The sequence below is a fragment of the uncultured Alloprevotella sp. genome (assembly GCF_963536905.1).
Taxonomy (GTDB): Bacteria; Bacteroidota; Bacteroidia; order Bacteroidales; family Bacteroidaceae; genus Alloprevotella.
In genome coordinates, this window is sequence record NZ_CAUTBW010000014.1 from 22,952 (window position 1) to 46,150 (window position 23,199).

15 protein-coding genes are annotated in these 23,199 nt (G+C 50.9%); 9 read left to right on the forward strand and 6 right to left on the reverse strand.

Annotation, left to right across the window (positions count from 1 at the left end; all coding sequences use genetic code 11):
* Positions 1-103: 103 nt before the first annotated feature.
* Entirely contained in the window at positions 104-4,546 is a 4,443-nt protein-coding gene (locus ABLA33_RS03820; protein WP_347719307.1) for a sialidase family protein, read from the reverse strand.
* Between the two features lie 776 nt (positions 4,547-5,322).
* Here ABLA33_RS03820 and ABLA33_RS03825 point away from each other — a divergent pair.
* The gene (locus tag ABLA33_RS03825; protein ID WP_347719308.1) at positions 5,323-6,246 is read left to right on the forward strand and encodes a phosphate acyltransferase; all 924 of its coding nucleotides are present in this window, start codon (positions 5,323-5,325) and stop codon (positions 6,244-6,246) included.
* Positions 6,247-6,295: 49 nt separating this feature from the next.
* Positions 6,296-7,357 (forward strand): butyrate kinase, encoded by a 1,062-nt coding sequence (gene buk / locus ABLA33_RS03830; RefSeq protein ID WP_347719309.1) that lies wholly within the window; start codon positions 6,296-6,298, stop codon positions 7,355-7,357.
* Positions 7,358-7,458: 101 nt separating this feature from the next.
* Here buk and ABLA33_RS03835 read toward each other — a convergent pair whose 3' ends face one another.
* From ABLA33_RS03835 to ABLA33_RS03855, 5 genes are all read right to left on the reverse strand, one after another.
* Positions 7,459-8,676: a sialidase family protein gene (locus ABLA33_RS03835; protein WP_347719310.1), complete on the reverse strand. Its 1,218-nt coding sequence runs from the start codon at positions 8,674-8,676 to the stop codon at positions 7,459-7,461.
* 28 nt (positions 8,677-8,704) lie between these two features.
* Positions 8,705-10,816, reverse strand: a complete 2,112-nt coding sequence (locus ABLA33_RS03840) for an HDIG domain-containing metalloprotein (protein WP_347719311.1) — start codon at positions 10,814-10,816, stop codon at positions 8,705-8,707.
* A 276-nt stretch (positions 10,817-11,092) separates the two neighbouring features.
* A complete protein-coding gene (locus ABLA33_RS03845) occupies positions 11,093-11,851 on the reverse strand; it encodes a succinate dehydrogenase/fumarate reductase iron-sulfur subunit (protein ID WP_311490262.1) in 759 nt (252 codons plus the stop codon).
* Between the two features lie 91 nt (positions 11,852-11,942).
* On the reverse strand, positions 11,943-13,913 hold the full coding sequence (locus ABLA33_RS03850) for a fumarate reductase/succinate dehydrogenase flavoprotein subunit (RefSeq protein WP_311490261.1): 1,971 nt from the start codon (positions 13,911-13,913) through the stop codon (positions 11,943-11,945).
* A 24-nt stretch (positions 13,914-13,937) separates the two neighbouring features.
* Positions 13,938-14,627: a succinate dehydrogenase/fumarate reductase cytochrome b subunit gene (locus ABLA33_RS03855; RefSeq protein ID WP_311490260.1), complete on the reverse strand. Its 690-nt coding sequence runs from the start codon at positions 14,625-14,627 to the stop codon at positions 13,938-13,940.
* Between the two features lie 842 nt (positions 14,628-15,469).
* On the opposite strand from ABLA33_RS03855, the gene ABLA33_RS03860 reads away from it, so the two are divergent.
* The 7 genes from ABLA33_RS03860 (at position 15,470) to ABLA33_RS03890 (ending at position 23,188) form a co-directional block, all read left to right on the forward strand.
* Positions 15,470-18,841 (forward strand): sialidase family protein, encoded by a 3,372-nt coding sequence (locus tag ABLA33_RS03860; RefSeq protein ID WP_347719312.1) that lies wholly within the window; start codon positions 15,470-15,472, stop codon positions 18,839-18,841.
* Between the two features lie 566 nt (positions 18,842-19,407).
* A complete protein-coding gene (locus ABLA33_RS03865) occupies positions 19,408-20,013 on the forward strand; it encodes a hypothetical protein (RefSeq protein WP_347719313.1) in 606 nt (201 codons plus the stop codon).
* 6 nt (positions 20,014-20,019) lie between these two features.
* The gene (locus tag ABLA33_RS03870) at positions 20,020-20,538 is read left to right on the forward strand and encodes a cob(I)yrinic acid a,c-diamide adenosyltransferase (protein WP_347719314.1); all 519 of its coding nucleotides are present in this window, start codon (positions 20,020-20,022) and stop codon (positions 20,536-20,538) included.
* Between the two features lie 89 nt (positions 20,539-20,627).
* Positions 20,628-20,849 (forward strand): DUF2795 domain-containing protein, encoded by a 222-nt coding sequence (locus ABLA33_RS03875; protein ID WP_009347943.1) that lies wholly within the window; start codon positions 20,628-20,630, stop codon positions 20,847-20,849.
* 181 nt (positions 20,850-21,030) lie between these two features.
* On the forward strand, positions 21,031-21,582 hold the full coding sequence (locus ABLA33_RS03880) for a hypothetical protein (protein WP_347719315.1): 552 nt from the start codon (positions 21,031-21,033) through the stop codon (positions 21,580-21,582).
* 2 nt (positions 21,583-21,584) lie between these two features.
* A complete protein-coding gene (locus ABLA33_RS03885) occupies positions 21,585-21,890 on the forward strand; it encodes a helix-turn-helix transcriptional regulator (protein WP_315091108.1) in 306 nt (101 codons plus the stop codon).
* Between the two features lie 344 nt (positions 21,891-22,234).
* Positions 22,235-23,188, forward strand: coding sequence for a PorP/SprF family type IX secretion system membrane protein (locus ABLA33_RS03890; protein WP_347719316.1), 954 nt, complete (start codon positions 22,235-22,237; stop codon positions 23,186-23,188).
* The last annotated feature ends 11 nt before the right edge of the window (positions 23,189-23,199 follow it).

Below are 23,199 nucleotides of genomic sequence, written 5' to 3' on the forward strand. Positions count from 1 at the left end.
AAGCGGCCAACGCAACGAACGCGCTGACCGCTTTTTTAGAGAGGGGGCGGATAAGATTTAGGAAGCTGAAACACCCCACTTATCCAGCGATATTTTCAATTGTTTAGAACACCACTTTCTTACCATTGACGATGTACACACCGCCCTTTTGGAGGGATTTCTGGGAGATGCGACGGCCTTGGAGGTCGAAGATCTGCGGTGCGAGGTCGGTGGAGATAGCGGCATTGCTGATACCCGTTGTCTCGTCTGAGGAGATGGGTAAGAACTTACGCACGCCCGATGCGTTCGATACGGGGAGATAAGCTTTGTTGGCAGCTAATATTGCCTTAGTGGCTGTGCCCGTAGCTTCGGGGGCTGTTGGGCGAACATAGTAGAAGCCTGCCACTTTCTTTGTGGGATGAATGCTGAGAACGTAGAACTTCTCATAATCATTGGCCGAGAGATTTTTGCTGAGGTAAGTACCTTGCAGTGCATTTTCCTGCGTGAGCGGAGCGGCCGTTGGAGCAATGTTGAGCGTCATGTTCAGTTGTCCCAAATTGTGGTTGAGCAACAAGACGCCGGTGCCTTCGGGCACTGCACCGTTGCAAGCCTCGAGTTTGACAGTACGATTATCGGCCGCCAGCGTAACGAGGTTGGCCACAGCATCCGTTCCCTCCAAGGTGTAAGCAAAAGGCATATAAGCCGTAGCATAAGCCCGGTTTTCACCGTCAGGACGAGTGGACGAGAGCGTCCAAGTGGTCACGGGTTCGATGTACCAAAGCGAAGCATCCGAACTGGTAGTCCACGCCACGATAGAGCCTGAGTTGTCGGCATGGATAGCAGATTTGCCACCGTCCGTGGGGTTCAAACTCTGCAGGTAGCTAAGACCTTCGATTGTCGACACCACTTTATATTTTCCGGCCTCCGCTTCGTTGGCGGTCACAGGGGCTGCGGTGTAGACAGCAGGCGTTGGTTTCACAAACACCTGGTAGTTGCCGTTCTTCACCAGCCATGCGCCATCGGCCGTCTTGCGGAACTGGAACAGCAGGTTGAGGTTAGTGGCTGCGCCCGTAGTGGAAGCCTGCGTCAAGTTTGTACCATCAGTGGCCAGTGCCGCTGTGCTCTTCAACTTGTTTGTCAGGCGATACCAGCCGCCGTCTTGCAGTTCGATTTTCTCCACTTTATTGTAGAGCGCATCATAGGCCGTAGCAATTTTCTGCTGAGCGGCAAACGCGTTGATTTCATTGGGCGTTGTCTCAGCGGTAGTAGCTGCCGTTTCTGCGGCACTCACCTTCGTGGCGAGCGAAGCCACGCTTTCGGGCTTCACCATTCCCACATAGTTTCCATTGCTGCTCTGCATCCCTGTCATACGAGCGCGGAGAGCTTCTGCTGCCTGCTTCACATAGGGTGCACGAGAACTGGTGCGGTCAAGGACATACTGGCCGTTGGTCAAGTCCTCCAGCGGAATTTGCTTGAACAGGATGTTGTAGCCGCCCAGGCCACCACGTGCATCTTCTTCATAGATGTAACCAATAGTGCCATTGTTGAGCAGTTCCATACCCGTGTAGCACGAGCCGATATTGCTCACCTGCATCCCCTTTGTCCAACCGTTGGCCAGAGCCGTAGCTGTGGAGTAGTCGGAATAGGTTGCCAATTCTTTGAAGTAGACACCCACTTTTTCACGACGCGTGGAGAGCGTGATACTCTGCAATGCCACAAAAAGCTTCTTATTGTCGCTCACGCGGTGTGCTGGAACGATGAGGATTTCGCCGTTCACATTGTTCACCGCATTATTCATCGCCGTTGCGTTGGTCTGGAAGTCCCAGTTGCCTTCACCTTTGGCGATGTCGGTATAAGTGAAGAGGCTGAAGCCACGACTCAGAGAGCCACGGTTACGAACGCTCACCAGAACGCTACCATCGGGAAGTTCTTCCACCTTCGACTCATCGGCACCCGTGCTCGGCAACTGTGCTTTGCTGCCCAGGAGCTTCCACGTCGCACCAAAGTCGTCGGAGTAAATCACAAAGGTGGCGTTCTGTCGCGTATTATTGGTAGGATAAGCAATATAAAGGCGGTAGTAATCGCCCTGCTTGATATAGCGGCTCTGCATAATCTTTCCACTGGTGAGGAAGAGAGAGTTGGTCACACCGCCTGCTCCGTCCTTAGTCAGATTATAGATCTGATAGGTCAGCGAGTCGGCCGTCCAAGTTTGTCCGCCGTTCGTACTGCGAAGACGTACAACGTGCTGCGGTTCATTGTATTGTCCGTCAAAGAATGAGGTGTGTCCGCCGACACACATAACGAGCACGTTCTGCGCATTATTGCGGTCCACAACGATGGAGGGATCGCCGAAACTGTAGTCCCATTTCTTTGAAGAATTGGGTTGGCTCTGGTCGCCGGCAGCAATGGTCTGGAAATGAGCATCCCAAGTTTGACCGCCATCGCTACTGGTCTTCAGAATTACATCATTATGGCCGTTGCCCATACCAATATCGGCACCGGTGCGGCGAAGGTCTACTGCCACGAAGAGCTTACCATCGGCAGCCTGACCTAAAGCGGGAATGCGATAACCTGGGCCCGACTTGGTGTTGTCAAAGACCAAAGCTGTCTTGTATTTAGCATTCGTTGCTGTCAGTTGCTTATCGGCCTCGACAGAAGCAGGGACAACCGTGATGCGGAGGTTCTGAACGAGCGCCATACCCGAAGTGACTTGGAACGGAACTGATTGTAAGTTCAAACCCGTCACACTGAAGTTTTCAGCCGTTACGGCAGTAGCCGTAGCTGTCTTTGAGGTAGTGACGTCCTTCACGCCCGTGCTACCATTTTCGCCCTTAAATGTGAATGAATAGCCCGTAATGACATATCCCTCGCTGGCGGAGAGCGTGTAGTCCTTGAAGTTGCTGCTGGCAAGTTTCACCGTCTTCGGCGTCGTGGTATTGATGAAGCCGATGTTGTTCTTGTTGCTCGCATTGGCCAGCGTAACAACAGGATCGGTCTGTGTAGAAATCAGATAGGTGTTCCAGTTCTGTCCTGTTGTTTTCTTATCGTCGCGATAGAACGTACCGTGGTCGCCATCGAGCGCATAAGAGAGTTGGGTGTTGTAAGCGGCTTCGATGAGCACCGTAGAGCCGGCATCCTTGCCTCCAGTCCAGAAAGAGATGTTTTGCGTTTGTTCGTTCAAGTTCAGCGCATAGCCGTTGGCGTTTTGCAACTGCATATAGACGGGTTCCGTATAGGCGGAAGTCAGGTTCGTTGAGGAAGAGAACCACCAAGTATGGCTCTTCGTATTTCCGGCCAACACTTCCACACGCGCCTCTGCTCCGTTTGTGGCGGGAGCTGTGGCAACGAGGGCTTTCGTAGTGCCGAGCGCCTTATTATATACTGTGTAACCGTGTGTCTCACTGCCCACGAAGCACCAGAGTTGGTTGTCGGGCTGGGCCGGCAAACTGGTGGTTGTTGCACCAATCGAAACGGGCGCTAACTGAATGCTACCATCGGCGGCAGCGGCTGCCAGCGTGGTGTTCTTAAACTTGAGGGTGTACCAGCGTGTACCTTCTGCAAAGTTGTTGCCCACAATCGTAGTGGTCACAAAGGGGTGGCGACTGAGGGCTTTGTGAAGCACAACGTAGAAGTCGGCAGGTTCGATAGCACCTGCGCTCACGGTGAACGTCGGAGTGGAGGTGAGACCTGCCAAGTGCACTTCTGCGCTATTGCTGGCGGTGCAAGACACAGCCGTAGCTCCCGCGGGGGTCACCGTGGCTGCCGCACGCGTGGAGGAAGTACCACTGAAGCCCGTGAACGTCATACCATAGGCGGTGATGTCCCAATCCTGGGCTGCAGTGAGTGTGAACGTATTGAGGTGGAGATGAGGTTTGCCATTCACCAGATACATATCGTTTCTGGGAGCAGAAAGGGTGAAGCCGGGGTCAGTAGACGTGCTACTCCAACGAGAGTGGTAAGTTTTGCCTGCATTAGATGCTGTCCAACGTCCGAAAGCTGTACCGAAGTTGAGCACCTTCATATCGGTTTCCTCGATGAGGAAAGTAGAACCGTGGTCCTTTCCGCCATCCCAGAAAGCCAACTTGCCCTCACGATTGTTGAGGGCTTTACTATTGCCAAACTGTTCGATATAGACGGGGGTTGTGGTTGTCGATGTGAGGTCGCCGCTCTGTTCAAATTTCCACAGGTCGGTATAGCCCGCAGGTACTTCAGAACTTACAATAGCATACGACTGATCACCGGTATTGCCTTTCATAGCTGTGGGTGCCACGAGTTTTCCGCCAGCGGCATTATAAATCTGATAGCCACTGGTAGCATTGCCCACGAAGCACCAGAGGTCGCGACCGCCGTAGTTGAGGGTGCGGTTGGACAGACCGATATAATTGGCCGATGCAGCCTGACGACTCACTTGAAACTTATTGCTGTGGATCGTCATCGTGTACCACCGCGTACCGTCAACGGGCTTACCATTCGCCAAGGTCGTTGGCTGAAACGGCGGTACTACTGCCCACACTGCCGCGGCCACACTCAGCAACAGCAATGAGAGACATAGTCTAATTTTAGTCATAAAAAGATGTTGGTTTTATTGATTAAATTGTAATTGTTCTGAAACTTAGGGTCGCAAAGATACATTTTTCCATTTTGACAACCAAACATAGCAATAAGAAAACTAAAGAAATCCTTCGAGCAACCTAAGCAATGGTCGGACCAGTCCGACTCGTCCGACCAGTCCGACCAGTCCGAGCTCTCCCCCTATCAGCCTCCCTAAAACTTTACAAAGCCGTGCTCACCAGCAGCTGCTAAAAACCGAAGCTGCGCCCTATTCTGGCCGAAAATATCTCTTCACACGTTGAGCGAAACGGATTTTTCCTGCAAAAACTGCCCTATTTTCGCGATTTTCAACCCCAAAGCAGACAAAAACGTCCTTGAGCTTCGCGTCGGTTTCCTTATTGTGTCGGCCGATACAATAAGGCTATCAGTTGGCAGCCTTATTGAGTTGGCCAACAGCCTTATTATAGTGACGCGCGAGAGGCTTCTTGCAAGCGAGAGAAGAAAGGAGAGCGCCGTTTTGAGCCACTCACGGAAGGGGAAAAGTAAGAAGATTTTTGACTTAAAGAAAGCCCCCTCCAGCTCCCCCATGAGGGGGAGCTGGAGGGGGCCACTTGTTGTTGGTTCTCCGACGGGTCCGACCAGTCCGACTAGTCTGACTGGTCGGAGTTCTCCGAAAACTTCCTTCCCTCATAAAGAAAGGGAAGAAAATCTTTGCATCTTTCCCCAATTTTTGTGCAATTATTCCACGCCTTTCCGTATATTTGACCCCAAAATATCAATCTCTGGATTTGTATGGTGGAAAAGATTTTGAATTTCAATGATCTGACGGAAAACTTGCAGCAGCAGGGACGCCGTTGTAGTGTGGCCGTGGTGTGTGCCACGGATGCGGAGACGCAGTATGCCGTGTTGCGCGCGGCGCGAGAGGGCTTTGTGACGGCTATCTTTGTGGGGGGCGAACAGGAAGTGCGCCAAAACCCCGACTTCGCAGCTGTGGCCAACGAGGTGCGCTTCGTGGCGGCCAACGATGCCCGCGAGGCGGCAGAAAAAGCCGTGGCACTGGTGCGCAGCGGTGAGGCGCAGGTGCTGATGAAAGGTTTGCTCAACACCGATGTCCTACTCCACGCCGTGTTGAACAAAGAGCACGGTATTCTCGCCAAGGGGCGCGTACTGACACATTTGGCTTGTGCGCAGTTGGACAACTACCCACGCTTGCTTTTCTTTACCGATGCTGCCGTCATTCCATATCCCACGCCCGAGCAACGCCGCGAACAGGTGCGCTACGCTGTGAGAGTGTGCCACGCCTTCGGCATCGACACGCCGAGGGTCTCACTGATTCATTGCTCTGAGCAGGTGAACGAGAAATTTTTCCCTTTCACCGTCGATTATCCGCAGATTACGGCTGAAGCCCAAGCAGGGGCTTTCGGACAATGTATTGTGGACGGTCCGCTCGACGTGAAAACCAGTTGCTCCCTCGAGGCACTCCAACACAAAGGTCTGCACTCGCCCATCAACGGAGCGGCCGACGTGCTCGTTTTCCCCGACATCGAAGCGGGCAACACGTTCTACAAGGCCGTCACACTCTTTGCCCACGCCAATATGGCTTGCATGCTGCAAGGTAGCGATGCTCCCGTGGTGCTCACCAGCCGCGGCGACAGCAAAGAGAGTAAATACTACAGTCTGGCACTGGCTGTGAAATCCATCCACAACGATAATTGACATCGTCGTGCGGCATTGCGCCGTAGCGACACCTAAAAAAGATACGAACGTGAAGATTTTAGTGATAAACCCCGGCTCTACCTCTACGAAAGTGGCCGTATACCTCGATGAGAAACCTGCTTTGCTTCGCAACATCCACCATTCTCCGGAGCAATTAGAGCAGTATCCCGAACTGACCGACCAATACGAATTCCGCAAACAATTGATTCTCGACGAACTGCGCGCCATGAATGTATCGCTCAACTTCGATGCCATCATTGCGCGAGGGGGATTGGCAAAACCTGTTGCGGGCGGAATCTACGCCGTGAATGAGAAAATGGTGACCGACACACGCAAAGCGCTCCACAAACACGCTTGCGACTTGGGTTGCCTCATTGCGTGGGAAATGGCAAAGGACATACCCAACTGCCGCAGCTTTATTGCTGATCCGGGCGTGGTGGATGAGCTTTCGCCACTGGCACGTGTGAGCGGTTCGCCGCTGATGCCGCGTGTGTGCATTTGGCACGCTCTCAACCAGCGGGCTATCGCGCGCCGCTATGCCAACGAGGTGGGAAAAGAATATGAGGACTTGCGCCTCATCGTGTGCCATCTGGGTGGAGGTATCAGTATTGCAGCCCACGACCACGGGCGCGCCGTGGACGCCAACAACGCACTGGATGGCGAAGGACCTTTCTCGCCCGAGAGAGCAGGTAGTTTGCCAGCTGCCGACCTCATAAGGCTGTGCTTCAGCGGAAAGTTTACGCAGGAGGAGCTCCTAAAGCGCATCGCGGGGCAGGCAGGACTGATGGCGCACTTGGGCACTAACAACATGAAGGAAATAGAGCAGCGCATCGCTGCTGGGGACGAACACGCGAAACTGATTGTGGACGCGATGATTTACCACGTGGCAAAGAACATCGCGGCTGAGGGAGCGGTGCTTTTCGGAAAGATAGATGCCATCCTCCTTACGGGCGGCTTGGCGCATTCGGAATATGTCATCAAGCACCTGCGGGAGCGCATCGAATTTCTGGCTCCAGTGTATTGCTACCCTGGTGAGGACGAAATGTTGGCACTGGCGAGCAACGCACTGGCGGTACTGCGTGGCAAACGCGAAGCAAAAGAATATGTGTGAACTTAGTGTGCGCTGACGGACTTACCCACAAGGCGCAAGTTGAGATATACAAAACGGCGAGAGACATTGAGTCCCTCGCCGTTTTGTATGTATGTGTGAGTTTAGCGAAAACGCCCGTTGGTGATTTCGCTTAGAGAGAAGCTGTTGAAAACAAGGGTGTAGTCGGCTTTGTGGGATGTTTCCTCATAGAAGATACCAATTTTGCCATCGCCGAGGCGTTCTAATTCGGAATAGGCCGAACCTACTGACGACACTTTATAAGGGCCGGACCAGTTGGCTGCAAGGACGGCCGGAGAGGAATAGGCATGGGCGGAGAGAAGTTCTTTGTAGTAGATGCCCACATTGCTGCGGCCGGGACCGAGAGGGACAGACTGAAGGGCAACCCATGTTGGGCGATTGTCGGAAGTGCGGCGGGCGGGAATAATCAGGATGCCGCCGTTGGTACTGTTCTTCTGCGCATCAACGCCTTGATTGGTCGCACTGGAATAGGCCACTTCGCCCCATTCGCCTTCAGCGAGGCGAATATTGCGATAATGGAAAATATTGAAATAACGGCCGCCCCAGGTGCGGGAACTGAGGGCTACATCGCCATTAGGGAGTTCTTCGCATTTCACTTCATCGCCTTTGGGAGCTGGAGAGATGTGGATGCTACCCAGTGGCTTCCATGTATGGCCAAAGTCGTCGCTATAAACAACGCGATTACCATTGGGACGCGCGCAGATGGCTGCATAGAGACGGTAGTACTTCCCAATCTTCACCGTGCGGCTCTGGCAGATGCGGCCGGAGGTGATAAAAAGACTTTGGATAGGACCGAGCTGACTCTCGTCGAAGAGGGAATAAATCTCCTCCGTGAGGTCTTCGGGAGCAGACCAAGTGCGCCCGCCGTCGTGACTATAAAGTCGGGCAACACGATTGGGATTCTGTCGGGTAGTGGAGGCCGCGCCATAAACGGTATTGCCACAAACGCAGAGCAGCAGGATGTCGCGACCATTGGGTGCGGAGACGATGGCGGCATCGCCATAGCCACAATCGGCGGCGTGCTTCACGCCCGTACCTCGAATAATGGAGTACTCCGGCGACCATGTACGGCCGTTATCTTGTGATAAACGCCCGTGAAGATCAACGCGACCAAAACCGATGTCAGCGCCACAGAGGCGATAGTCGGTCACGGAGAGCAGGCGTTTCCCCTTGAGGTGTGCAATGGCGGGAATACGATAGGGATGGGCCGAATCGGCTGTGGTGACGAACAACTCCTGTCGCTGTGCGGACAGGTCTAAGCCCATGATGAGGGCAACAAGGAGAAGGAGGTACTTCTTCATTCGGAAGAGGCGTTAGAGAGATGTATTACTAATTCTTATTGTGATGGTAGTAGCGATTTCCGCCCAAGAGGTGGGGCCAAATACTGCTTTGCGCTTTCTGCTTATCCTTGTTGAGCTCGGGATAAGCAATGCGCGTGTGATAAACGGTTTTTAGGCTGTCGATCAGTACGCGTTTGGCATCCTGAATATCGCGGAACGTGATGGGACACTCTTGGAAATAGCCCGCCTGCACTTGTCCGTCGATAATCTTATTGACGAGGCCGCTAATAGCTTCTTCGGTGTATTCCTTGAGGGAGCGGGAGGAGGCTTCCACGGCATCGCACATCATGAGGATGGCTTGTTCGCGCGTGAAGGGGTTGGGGCCTGGATAGGTGAAAAGCTCATCGCGCGGCGTTTCGCCTGGATGGTTGTTTTGCCATTGTATGTAGAAATAGCCCGTCTTACTGCGTCCGTGGTGGGTCGAGATGAAATCGCGAATAGATTGAGGCAAGTTATTTTTTTCTGCCAGTTGCAGTCCCTGCGTCACATGGCTGATGATGATTTGTGCCGACTGCTCTTCCTTCGACATATCGTCGCGGTCGGTCAGCGAGTCGTGAGGATTCACACCACTTTGGTTTTCGGTGAAGAAAGCCGGATTGAGCATTTTCCCAATATCATGGAAGAGAGCACCCGTACGCACGAGTTGAGCACTTGCCCCAATTTTGTTGGCCACCTCCGCTGCGAGGTTTCCCACCTGCATGGAGTGGTTGAACGTGCCTTGTGCCTCCTTCGACATTCGGCGGAGTAGCGGATGATTGATATTGGACAATTCGATGAGCGTCACGCTCGACGTGTAGCCAAAAATGCGCTCAATGAGATACATAACAGGGTAAGCAAAGAGAAGGGCCACACCTGACACGGCGAGATATACATAGCGCGAATGATCCAAATCGGAAATATTCGTGCTGGCGGCCATATCGTAGGCAAACTGCGTAAGGAGACCTACAACGACAACAAACAAAGCGATGCGAAGAATCTGGGCGCGCTCGGTCATCTCTCGCAGCGCGTAGACCGTGACGAAGCCAACGATGCTTTCGATCATGAAAAACTCGAAAGGACCTGTTAGACCGATCGACGTTAGGAGCAAGGAGGTGATCATGGCCATCGTGGCCGTGCGCGAATCAAAGAAAACGCGAACGAAGAGCGGCACCATAGCGTAAGGAACAAGATAAACGCTGAACCAGTGCTGACGCACCATGATATAGGACAGAATCGGGAAAATCGTGATCAGCACATAGAAGAGGGCCAGTGTGCGAACGTTCTCTGTGTACTTTGGTTGAAACGTGAGGAGATAGAGAGGGAAGATGCTCAGAATGATGAAGATGAGGAGTGCCTGCCCCGGCATCTGTTTCCAGAGGTTGTTATCCGTGGTGTTGAGGCGCGCACTCTCTTGCATATAGGAGTCGAGCACGAGTTTCAACTGCGGTGTGACGATTTCGCCCATATCTATCACGCGCTGCCCCGCAACAATCATTCCGCTGGAAGTGATCACGGAGTTGAGCGCATCCTCTCGAGCTGCATCTGTCTTAGCTTTGTCGAACGTGAGGTTGGGCGTGAGATAGTTGTTGATATTGCAAAGTGCCAACACATCATGGAGGTAACCCGCTGAGTCGGCTCCCATGATGGTTTCATAGGCGGTGCGCGTGGTGTAGATAGCACTGGTGGATTGCGTGACGGCATCTTGCCCTTCCACGATATGCACATTCTGATAGCGATGACTCACCAAATCGGACATCTGCGAGGGCGACATCACGCCAGTGTTATAGACGAGTCCCAACTGCTTTATCACATAGTTGGCGTACTTCTCTGGAACTGGGATTCGGCGCGCTTTGTAGTCGGCGATAAAGGCTTTAACCTGCTGCTGACCTATTGCGATGGACTTGTTAAAGAAGGGCTGAAAGTTTTGCAACACGCTGTCCTTCTCCATCTTAATGGCTTTCTCCGATTTGATAATGGGAAATTCAAAATCGGCAATCAGCGGCGCGTATTTCCAAGGTGTTCCCTCTTTGTACTCAAAGACAAATTTGCCTTCACGGGGAACAGCCAATGTGAGCAATAGGACGCTGACGAGCGTAAAAAGTATGAGAGAGAGTTTCTTCACGATTCTAAAAAATTTGTTTAGGCAAAGATACGAATTTCCAACACAAATAACAAAAAAGCCCCACGCGCCTCCCAATCTGCTGAAAAAGAGGAGAAGGATGTATCCACAAATCTCACTTTCCACAGTTTCTCATCGTGCACAGAAACCGATAAAAACTGCATTTATCCATAAAAAAAAGCTGCCACTCATATATATAATTATGAGTGGCAGCCAGATATTGTGGAGTACCGCCCGCGGCCTCACTGCGTGGTGGGGCGTGGGCGGGATCACATCGGATTAGTCGGCAAGCTTAGCTTTGATAAACTCACGGTTGAGGCGTGCAATGTTGAGCACTGTCTCATTCTTCGGACAAACGGCTTCACAAGCACGCGTGTTGGTGCAGTTACCGAAACCGAGTTCGTCCATCTTGCTAACCATAGCCTTTGCGCGCTTAGCAGCTTCTACGCGGCCTTGGGGCAGCAGCGCAAACTGGCTGAGCTTAGAGCTAACGAAGAGCATTGCAGAACCATTCTTGCAGGCAGCAACACAAGCTCCGCAACCGATACAAGTGGCGCAGTCCATTGCTTCATCGGCTGAGTCCTTGTCGATCAAGATTGCGTTGGCATCCTGAGGAGCACCTGTGCGCACGCTGATATAACCGCCTGCTGCTTGGATCTTATCGAAAGCAGAGCGATCTACCATGCAGTCCTTGATAACAGGGAAGGCAGCAGAGCGCCAAGGCTCAACGGTGATGGTTTCGCCTTCCTGGAAACGGCGCATATAGAGCTGACAAGTGGTAGCTCCGCGCTCTGTTTTGCCATGAGGCGTACCGTTAACGTAAAGTGAACACATACCGCAAATACCTTCGCGGCAGTCGTGGTCGAAAACGAAAGGTTCTTGACCTTCTGCAACAAGCTGCTCGTTGAGAATATCGAGCATTTCGAGGAAGCTGGTATCATCGGGGATATCCTTCATTTCGCGCTCGTCGAAGTGGCCGGCATCCTTAGGACCATTCTGCTTCCAGTATCTTAGTTTAAAAGATATATTCTTTGCCATAATGAAATTTCTTTTTTAAGTGACGAGTGAATCGTAACGAGTGAGCTACAGAGTCGTTTGTGCAAGCGCACCTCGTCTTGTCACTGATCAATTAGACTTTATAGTTTCTCGTCTTAACTTCGATAGCCTCGTATTTGAGCGGCTCTTTATACTTAACGGGGAGTGCGTCCTCGCCTTGGTATTCCCAGCAGCTCACGTAGAAGCAGCCCTGGTCGTCGCGCTTAGCTTCTCCCTCTTCGGTCTGGTGTTCCTCGCGGAAGTGACCACCGCAAGATTCCTCGCGGTTAAGAGCGTCGATAGCAACGAGCTGACCCATAGTGAAGAAGTCCTCGAGGCGGAGAGCTTTTTCGAGCTCGATATTTACACCGTCGATATGCGGAACAAAGACGTTCTTCTCGAACTCCTTCTTGAGTTCAGCCATCTTATCGAGAGCCGTTTGCAGACCTTCTTTCGTACGAGCCATGCCCACGTATTCCCACATGATATGTCCGAGCTCTTTGTGGATGCTATCCACAGAACGCTTACCATTGATATTAAGAATACGCTCTACACGAGCTTTCACCTTAGCTTCAGCCTTCTCAAATTCAGGTTCTTTACCTGTGAAGCGACCCACAGTGATTTGATCGCTGAGGTAGTTCTGAATAGTATACGGCAGAACGAAGTAACCATCGGCCAGACCCTGCATGAGGGCAGATGCACCAAGGCGGTTAGCACCGTGATCGGAGAAGTTACACTCGCCAGCTGCGAAGAGACCCGGAATGTTTGTCTGAAGTTCATAGTCAACCCACAGACCACCCATTGTATAGTGGATAGCGGGGTAGATCATCATCGGATTCTCGTAGGGGTTCTCATCGGTGATTTCTTCGTACATATCAAAGAGGTTGCCGTAGCGTGCTTCGATGGCGTCGCGACCGAAGTCTTCGATAGCTTGCTGGAAGTCGAGGAATACGGCGAGGCCTGTACCGTTCACGCCGAAGCCTGCATCGCAGCGTTCTTTAGCTGCACGTGAAGCCACGTCACGGGGAACGAGGTTACCGAAAGCCGGATAACGGCGCTCGAGGTAGTAGTCGCGGCGGTCTTCTGGGATGTCGCGGCCTTTGAGTTCTCCGCTGCGGAGCTTCTCAACGTCTTCCTTGAATTTGGGTACCCAGATGCGGCCGTCATTACGCAGCGACTCTGACATGAGCGTAAGTTTGCTCTGCTTGTCGCCGTGTACGGGGATACACGTTGGGTGAATCTGTACGTAAGCGGGGTTGGCAAAATATGCACCGTGCTTGTAGGCTGCGATAGCTGCGGAGCAGTTGCAACCCATAGCGTTTGTAGAAAGGAAATAAGCGTTGCCATAACCACCCGTTGCCAAGATAACGCAGTGTGCGGCAAAGCGTTCGATTGCACCAGTAACGAGGTTGCGAGCGATGATACCGCGAGCGCGGCCGTCAATCATCACAACGTCAAGCATCTCATAGCGAGTGTAGAGCTCAACAGTGCCTTCGTGTACCTGACGCATCAGCGCGGAGTATGCGCCCAAGAGGAGCTGCTGACCGGTCTGACCTTTGGCGTAGAAAGTACGGCTCACCTGCACACCACCAAAAGAGCGGTTAGCCAGTGTGCCGCCGTATTCGCGAGCGAAAGGAACACCCTGTGCCACACATTGGTCGATGATGCTTGCACTTACTTCAGCCAAACGGTAAACATTAGCTTCGCGAGCGCGATAGTCGCCACCTTTCACAGTGTCATAGAACAAGCGGTAAACAGAGTCGCCGTCGTTCTGATAGTTCTTTGCTGCATTGATACCTCCCTGTGCTGCAATGGAGTGTGCACGGCGGGGAGAATCCTGTATGCAGAAGTTTTTCACTTTGAAGCCCATTTCGCCGAGCGATGCAGCGGCACTGGCACCTGCCAGACCTGTACCTACGACGATAACATCGAGCTTACGTTTGTTTTTCGGGTTAACGAGCTTCTGATGAGCCTTGAAATTAGTCCACTTTTCAGCAACGGGACCTTCGGGAATCTTTGAGTCGATTACCTTCTCCGTTACGGGAACGATATATTTATCAGACATAATTGTAATCGTTTGTTATAAGAATTAGCCACAGATGGGTTTGCAGCCCAGTGCAAAATAAACAACTACGGCAGCAAACATCAGCATAACGAGTGTTACATAAACGTTGCCGATGAGCTTCCAGCGGTTGAACCACACTTTGTTGTTCACACCGAGAGTCTGGATAGCACTCCAGAAACCATGAGAGAGGTGGAACCACAGCGCGGCGAGCCATACGAGATAGAGCACAGCATAGATGGGATTGCCGAAGGTGAACTGAATCAAACCTGCGCCGTCTGTTGCTTCATAGTCGCCTACGAGAGCCATACCGCCATTGTAGAATTCTGCGCCCATCATGTTTGCCCAGAAATTGAACAAGTGGAGGAACAAACCCAAGCATACGATCAGACCGAGCACGAACATGTTCTGGCTGGCCCATTCCACCTTTGCTGGAGTCTCCACCACTGCATAGCGGTTATTACCGCGCGCTTTGAGATTCTGCAGTGTCAAGATAGTGGCATAAATGAAATGGAGAGCGATGAGGCCCACCAAAACTACCGTTCCTGCAACGGCATACCAATTAGATCCAAGAAACTCGCAAATCATGTTGTAAGCATCTCCGGAGAAAAGCGCCACAACATTCATGCAAGCATGGAAGGTGAGGAACAGAACGAGAGCAATGCCGGTTACCGACATGATAACTTTCCGTCCTACGGATGAAGTTGTTAACCACATAGAGTTTTGAAAATTAAATTATGTAATGTTTTATGATTGAGCTATCTTGACATTTCCGTCCCCTTATAAATGAGGGGGCGTTTTTAATGCGCCGCAAAGTTACAGATTTTTGTAAATTCCAGCAATAAATAAAAAGAATAATAAATCTAAGATAAAGACCTACAACATTATGCTGCTGAAAAAGCTCTCAAAAGCGAGAACAGGGGTTCTTATTAGCGAGAGGGCTGAATCTATTGGACGGATCGAGGTATGCCGCTTCATCATTCGCTCCTCAAAACTGCCCTTTTTCTTAACAAAGCCTTTTATGCAACGAGAACAAGAAAATGGTCTATCAAACAAGGATGCGGGAAAAAATCTTCTTCGGGGTGATGCGTCGCTCTGCTCCGTCACTCGGCTTCCTTATTGCGCGGACTGGGAATTGTGCTTTTATGTTTATTTCCATCCGCTCTCTGTCGTCAGTACAATAAGGATACTGGCCGACAGAATAAGGCTATCAGCTGATGCAATAAGTGCGCTGGCCGACAGCCTTATTCTGCTGACGCACAGCCTTATTTCGTTGCCCTTCGAGAGAGCGAAGAGAATTGAGCATCTTATTTCGCATTGGATTTTCTTTTATTCTCGGAGGCATAAAGTAAGAATTTCATTGACAACAACAAAGCCTTCTTTCCAGCTCTTTTGCATCCTCTCTCTCATCTCAACAAACTGCCTTTGCGCGTCCCACTCTTCGTGCTGCGCTCCGCCACTTTTCCGCGTGGCCTATTTTTCTCTTTGCCAACCAAACAGAAATAAAGAGAAACCATTATATTTGCAATCATCACTCATATCTATTCAATTCACTATCTATGAAGCATTTGTTTACACTGGCCCTTATGGGATTGGCGAGTTTGTGCGCGAGTCCTGTTCAGGCACAAGCTCCAACCACGTGGACGCGTACGGTGTCCACAGCAACGGGTAGTTTCGTTAATAAGCAAAACAGCACCACCAGTGCGTACAAGTACAAGTGGAGCTCCACCGAAACCACCCCGCAGCTCACACTCGAGACTGCCAACAACGATATGTGGGTGGACGCCAACGGCACCTACCACCTCTACAAAACCACCTTTTCTCTCAGTGTTCCGGACGGTTATGCCATCACGGGCTATTCGTTCAACTATACAGGTTTTGAAGGTTCATCGACCTCCACAACACGCGCCACAGTGACCATCACGCCTGAGAAAGGCGGCGCGGCTGTTACCTGCTCTGCCAGCGATGCTGCTGCAACGGTGAGCGTGACAGGCTTGGAGGAGAACACAACGCGTTTCTCCGTTTCCAGCACTGCTGCCAAAGCCAACGCCGTACCCACAAATTTCGTAGTGAGTATCAAAAAAACAGCCTCAGCCATCGAACGCCTCCACACCACTACCACCGCCAACGGCCGCTTCGCTGCCAACACGGTTTGGTACACAGTGGCCGTGGGGCAAGGTCAAGGCACCAGCACTTTCCCGCTGGTTTATACGGCCGACAACCAACCCTTCTCGCTGGCGCGCAGTTTCACCAACGCTGTGCCCGAAGCCCTTTGGTGTCTCGTTGGCGACAACACAGCGGGCTATCGGCTCCACAATCGCGCAGCTGCTGCCAACAAGATTCTCGTTTCGCCGCGCGAAATGAGCGGAACAACTGGCGGCACGGCCTATCCCGTGGTTTTGCCTCTCGACGGCCTCAACACAACAACCTACGAGAGCCTTTGGAAACTGGAATCTTCTAAAGACATTGCGGGTACGGCCGCGTTCTATCTTTGCCAAAATGGAACGAACTACGGCGTTAACAACCGCGACAACAAGATGGCGTTCTGGACGGGCGGCAAGGATCGCGGTTCGACTGTTGTTTTCACGCCTGTAGCGGTCGACTTTGAAGTGGGCACGGCGTATGGAGAATTCAAAAACGCCGCTAATACGCCGGCGGAAACTTCTTTATGGAACTCTACGCTCACTGCTCCGGCGGCATTGAGATTGTCCACTATGAACACCAGTTTCCAGCCCTCAGCCGACGGCAAGAGCTTCCTGCTCACCGATGCCATATCGGGAACGTACACCCTCTCCACTCCAACGATGGGTTACGTTATCGACGGCTATAGCTTCGACTATCCTTCCACGCTCACCGCTATCACAACCGCCGATGGAAAGGTTACGCAGCAGGGCGGCCACTTCGAAGTGAGCAACGTTGGTAAGGCTTCTACAACTTTCACCGTAGCCGGCAACGGACAGGTGAAGAACTTCCGCGTCTTTGTTCGTCAGGCCGACGAGGTGGACAATGCTCACACCGTGATTGTCTTTGATAACGCCACGAGCAAAGTGCCTTATCGTATCCCTGCTTTGACACAGACGCGCGACGGCCGACTACTGGCCGACTGCGACTATCGTATCAGCAAAACGGATATTGGCTACAACAACCGCAACGGACTCTATCGCATCGACAACGTGATGAAAGTGAGTACGGATAATGGCCACACATGGAGCGATTCAGTTGTCGTGGCACGTGGCGATGAGCACGCCAGCCAAGTTTGGCGCACCGGTTTCGGCGACCCAAGTATCGTGGCCGACCGTACGAGCGACAACGTCCTGATGCAGTGTGTGAGTGGCAAGGTGGGTTATTTCAGTTCAACGCGTAATAATCCGCAGCGTTGCGCCTTCTTCCGCAGCACCGACGGCGGACGTACCTGGGATCAGGGTACTGACCAAACCGAACAGATTTATGGTCTCTATGATGGTACGCTTCCTGGCAACGCACAGGTGGCGGGTATTTTCCTAACAAGTGGTAAGATCATGCAGAGCCGCTCTATCAAAGTGGGCGACTTCTACCGTATCTACATTGCCCATCCTTTGCGCACGACGACAGTGAATAAGTTTGCCACTTACGTCATCTATTCCGACGACTTCGGCCGTAATTGGAAGGTGCTGGGCGGCGCTGGCGTTATCCCCTCCGATGCTGCCGATGAATCGAAAGTAGAAGAACTTCCCGATGGCACAGTACTGCTGAGCTGCCGCAACCAGGGTGGCGGTCGACAGTTCAATATCTACACGTATTCCGATCCCATCACAGCTGCTGGCACATGGGACAAGAGCACGATGCCTGCCAACATGACGGGCGGCCAAGTGAACGCCTGCAACGGCGAAGTACTCGTGCTTCCCGCTCGTCGCAAGGCCGATGGCAAACAGCTCTTTGTGGCGCTGCAAACAGTGCCACTGAGCAACGCGCGCGAAAAGGTGGGTTTCTTCTACAAAGAACTGGCTGCTTACTCCGATTATAATAGCGGTGAAAAGATGGCTGCCAACTGGGTGAAAGGGTTGCAAGTGACGAAAAATTCATCTTGCTACTCCACGATGATTCTTATGCAAAACGATAGTATCGGCTTGCTCTTCGAGGATGTGGCCTACAACGATGGTTACAACATAGTGTTCAAGAGCTTCAGCCTTGATTCTATCACAGGTGGCAAGTATACCCTTGATACCACCTCCCCTCGCGATGCATATCTCAACGATGCCCTGCAACAGCGCCTTGCTGGAATCAAAACGGGAAAGGCGGTGGGAATGTACAAATCGGATGCGGCGCTCCGCCCCTTGCTCGATGCTTTCAACGCACAAAAGACCGAAGCCAATATGTGGGCAGTGATGGCCGCTGTACCTACGCTGGAGCGCGTCACCATCGAACCCGGGCGTCAGTACATGGTGTACAACAAAGTGAACCCTACTCATTTCCTTTCCGCCAATGCCACACAAGGTTCGCTCTACAGTGTGGAAAACGATTCGGCACAGGTTTTCACCTTTGAAAAGGATAGTAATGGAAACTACTTGCTCCATCACGTCAACACAGGCCTTTATGCGGGTAAGACATCTTATAGTACCCGCCCAGTGCCCGCAGTGAAAGCTGGTGAAGCCATCGCCTTTAGCGTGGAATCCAATTCAGAAGGGTGGAGTTTACTCACTTGCACCCAACCCACTTCGGCTTCCTATGCCACGCTCAACAATTCCACCAGCGACAAGGTTCGCCCGTTCAACAAACAGGACCAAGCTTCTTTTTGGTGCATCTATCCCAGTCCACGCACCATCACGGCTATCACAACGCCCAACATTTCTAAGGACGAGCAGAATCGCATCTACGACCTGCAAGGCCGTCGCGTTCAGCACCCCACGCATGGGCTCTACATCTTAAATGGCAAGAAAGTGGCTGTGAATTAAAAAATCTATTCCCTCATTGATGGGATACATCAGTATCTCCCAAACAATGAGCGCTCTACAAAGAAAGCCGACTGGCACAATTTACGTGTCAGTCGGCTCTTTTTTGTACGCCTCATAAGAGAGTTTCTATATTATCAGCAAAAACCCTCTTCCACGAGTTTCCCCTTCAAAACAGAAGAAGCACGCTAATAAAGAAAATCGGACGAAACGAGATGCGCTTACCTTTCAGTAATTCCTCGAAGCGTCCGACCTATTTGTTGTGAAGTATAGACATAAAAAAAGGGATACCACTGTATCCCAACCTTGTTAACCTTAAATCTAATACTATGAAAAACACGTTGCAAAGATACGGATTTCTTATTACTCTCCAAACTTTCTCAAAGAAAAACACGATTATTTAAGTTTATTTTAGAAGTAAAGAGCTATTTTCTAAGATTTTAAGATAAAAACGAGTAAAAAGGAGGGAGAAAAACTTCGTTAGGAATAAAAGATCTATTCCTATATATAAATGTATTTCCGGAGCGAAAGGAAAGGAATGTGATTTGAATTGCTTACCTTCGCGCTATATGCAACGGTTCATTTATTATCTACAGCGCATCGGTGTGTGGTGTTGGCGCATTCGTCAGCGGCGGGGCTACAACATCCATTCTCCTTTTGCTTTCCAACTGGTGAAAGGAGTAATTTATCAGCGTGGCCACTACTACGCCTACGAGCGGCTGCACCAGGAACGAAAAGGACAAGCACTTCCTGAACGTGACGACCGCTTACTCTTCCGTCTGGCCAATGATAGCCAACCGCGCACGGCCTTATTTGTTGGGCCCGATACGGCCGATGAACAGCTGTATGTGGCAGCAGCTTGTCAGAAATGTACTTGCTACAGCGCAGCCACCACCGAGGAAGCGGTGCAACAAGCAAGCAAGATGGGGCATATCGACTTCCTCTTTCTGAATACCTCAGAACCCATAGCCCCCATACTTGATGCACTTCTCCCCTACGCTGGTCAGCACGCACTCTTCATTGTCTATGGCATACACCGTTCGCGCTCAACACTACAAGCTTGGTGCGAATGGAAGAAAACGGAAGCTGTACGCGTCACCTTCGATCTCTACTGGTTAGGGTTGGCCTATTTTGAGGCACGACTGAACAAACAAGATTACACCATAAATTATTAGTACAATATGAAGATATACACCCGCAGCGGCGATAAGGGCATGACGTCCTTGGCCAATGGCCACCGCGTGAAGAAATGTGACGACCGCGTAGAAGCCTACGGAACGCTCGACGAGCTTTGTTCCCACATCGGACTCCTGGCGGCTATGTGTCCCGAGGAACTACGGGAAAATCTCTACAATATTCAGCGCCGCATCTTTGCTATCAATGGCGCACTGGCACTCCTCAAAGAGCCGAAGGGATTGCCCACGGCCGAAACCATTGAAGCCATGGAACAACTCATCGACAGCGTGGACACATCGGAAGGCCGCTTCTGTGGTTTCGTCCTGCCGGGCGGAGCGATGCCCGCCGCCCAAGCCGACGTTTGCCGCACCGTATGCCGCCGTGCCGAACGTGCCATCTGGCGACTGGGCGAAGAGGCTCTGCCACACGAAACAATGGTATATATCAATCGCTTGTCCGACTTTTTCTTCCTATTTGCCAGATATTTAAATAAATTTATGGGTTCGGAGGAAATAAAATTATAAGATATTGTTTCTTTTCTTAGAAAAAGTCTATTTTTGCACGCCGTAAAATACGGGAAAAATAAATAACACATTAAAAACATACATAGATTATGTACTGGACGCTTGAATTGGCTTCAAAACTGGAGGATGCTCCATGGCCTGCAACAAAGGACGAATTGATCGACTATGCTATGCGCTCGGGCGCACCTATGGAGGTTGTCGAGAATCTCCAAGAATTGGAAGATGAAGGCGAGGTCTACGAAACCATCGAGGACGTATGGCCCGACTACCCTACAAAAGAGGACTTCCTCTTCAACGAGGACGAATATTAATGGCCTATGAGCTGAGCATCTCAGCTTAAATCGTTGAACACAAAGCGGAGCAGGAATTTCACAGCAAGATTCCTGCTTCGCTTTTTTTAGGGCAAAAAAGTTTTACAGAGTACGGTATGCAACTTATAAGTTGCATATTTCATCCTAAATATCTATATTTGCACCAGGAAACATATGATAGATGAAATTTGTAAGAGCTATAGCAGGATACAATCATCTTTGGGCTGTCAGAGATGAAGCAAAAGAAGCGGACGAGCTAACGATACTTTTCCGTAAGTGGAGCAATGCCAATTATTTGCTTGATTTCTTTCTTGCCCATATAGACGATCTACAAGGATTCTTCCATGTTGAGAAAATAAGTGATGCCATTAAAGACACGATGGAAGATGCAAGAGTCCTCGAACGCCTAATCTTAGACTTTCCATACACCGAACAGTTGGACGGACTTTTCCATCCATTAAGTCTGACAGATAACAGAATTCATGAATTGACGCGTGAGAAAGCGCGCCATTGGGACAGAGAACGACATGCAAGTTGGCTTCGGATATATGCCATAAGAATAGAACCAAATGTCTACATTATAACAGGTGGAGCCATAAAACTCACTGCAAAAATGCAAGACAGAGAACATACTCAAATAGAATTAGACAAGCTCAATGCTTGCCGAAACTATTTGCAGCAGAAAGGAGTCTTTGATAAAGATAGTTTCATAGATTGTTATGAGGAGGATTGATTATGAAAGAGAAAACATTAAAATTTCTTGAGAAAAATCTTAGTAGCGAACCTTCCACATTTGCAGAGGAAGCAAAGTGGAGGCAAGAGAATGAAGTGTGGCTTAAATGGTCGCAAGGCATCGCCATGAAGATTATTGATTATATGCAGGAACACAAACTCTCACGTGCAGACATCGCATCACGCCTTGGTTGTTCTCCGCAGTATGTCAGCAAGATATTGTCTGGTCACACAAACTTCTCATTCAAGAGTATAGCGGAGATAGAGAAGTGTCTCAATATTCGCATTATGGAAACTTCTTTCGCATGACAGAGTTGTTTGTATGAACCACTTGCCCATTTATGGTATTTCACCACGAAATAAAATGAGCGAAAAGGCTGACACAACTACATTATTACCTAAGACTTATATGCCTTGCTCCTCTTCAACGAGGATGAATATTAAAAGGACTGGCGCTGGTGCGCCTCCTGCCGAATCGCAAGGCAATGGCGAAAACTTACCGTCGTTGCCTTGCTTTTTCAAAATGCTTCTATCGAGCAGTGGCAAAAGCTTCTTGAGCTTCGCATTCCGCACCATCCGCTCCTCCCCGCACCAAAGCAACAAAACGATACATATACAATAAAGACCGTTTTTTTACGTTCTGATAATAAAATATGACGTCAACGACTCACATACGTTTCCTGCTCGCCGCATTGCTCTTACTGTGTGGCACTTCAGTTTATGCCCAGCAGGAACCAGCTTTCAGCCACTATTGGGACATGGAGCCGCAGTTCAATCCCGCTACGGCAGGCCGCTCGGACCAGCTCTCTATCAACGCGGCTTATATGACCCACCCTATGGGCTACGATGATGCAGGCGGTACGATGTATGCAGGAGCTGACATGGCTTTTCAAATAGGGAGAACGCGCCACGGTGTAGGTGCTACATTCCAGAACGATGAAATCGGTTTGTTCAGCCACAAACGGTTTGCACTCCAATATAGCTATCACTTCCGCCTCTTTGGTGGCGTGATGAGCCTCGGCGCAGAAGCTGATATGCTCGCAGAGAGTTTCAAAGGAAGTAAGGCGGACCTGGCCGATGGTGCTGGCTCCGACCCAGCCATCCCCACGTCTGACGTGACAGGTTCGAAACTCGATGCCTCAGCAGGTCTCTTCTTCCACCGCAAACAATGGTATGCCGGAATAGGTGTACAGCACCTCACCGCTCCCACCGTACTCTTGGGGGAACGCAACCAGATTACCTACAAACCGCTCTATAATTTCACGGCTGGATACAATATAAAAACGCGCAGTCCGTTACTAACTATAGTGCCTTCGGTAATGATGCGCTACGATGGAACGGATTTTCGTGCTGATTTCACGGGTCGCCTCGTCTACACACATGAGAACAAACGCCTCTACGCTGGTGCCACCTATGCTCCGCAGCACAGCGCCACGCTCTTCATTGGTGGAACATTCCACGGCATTGACATCAGCTACGCTTACGAAGCCAACACCTCTGGGATGGGACTTGGCGCGGGCAATCACGAACTACTCATCAGCTACCGTATGCCGCTCAATTTGCAGAAACGTGGTAAGAACCTACACAGAAGTGTTCGCTATTTGTAGACTACTTTAAG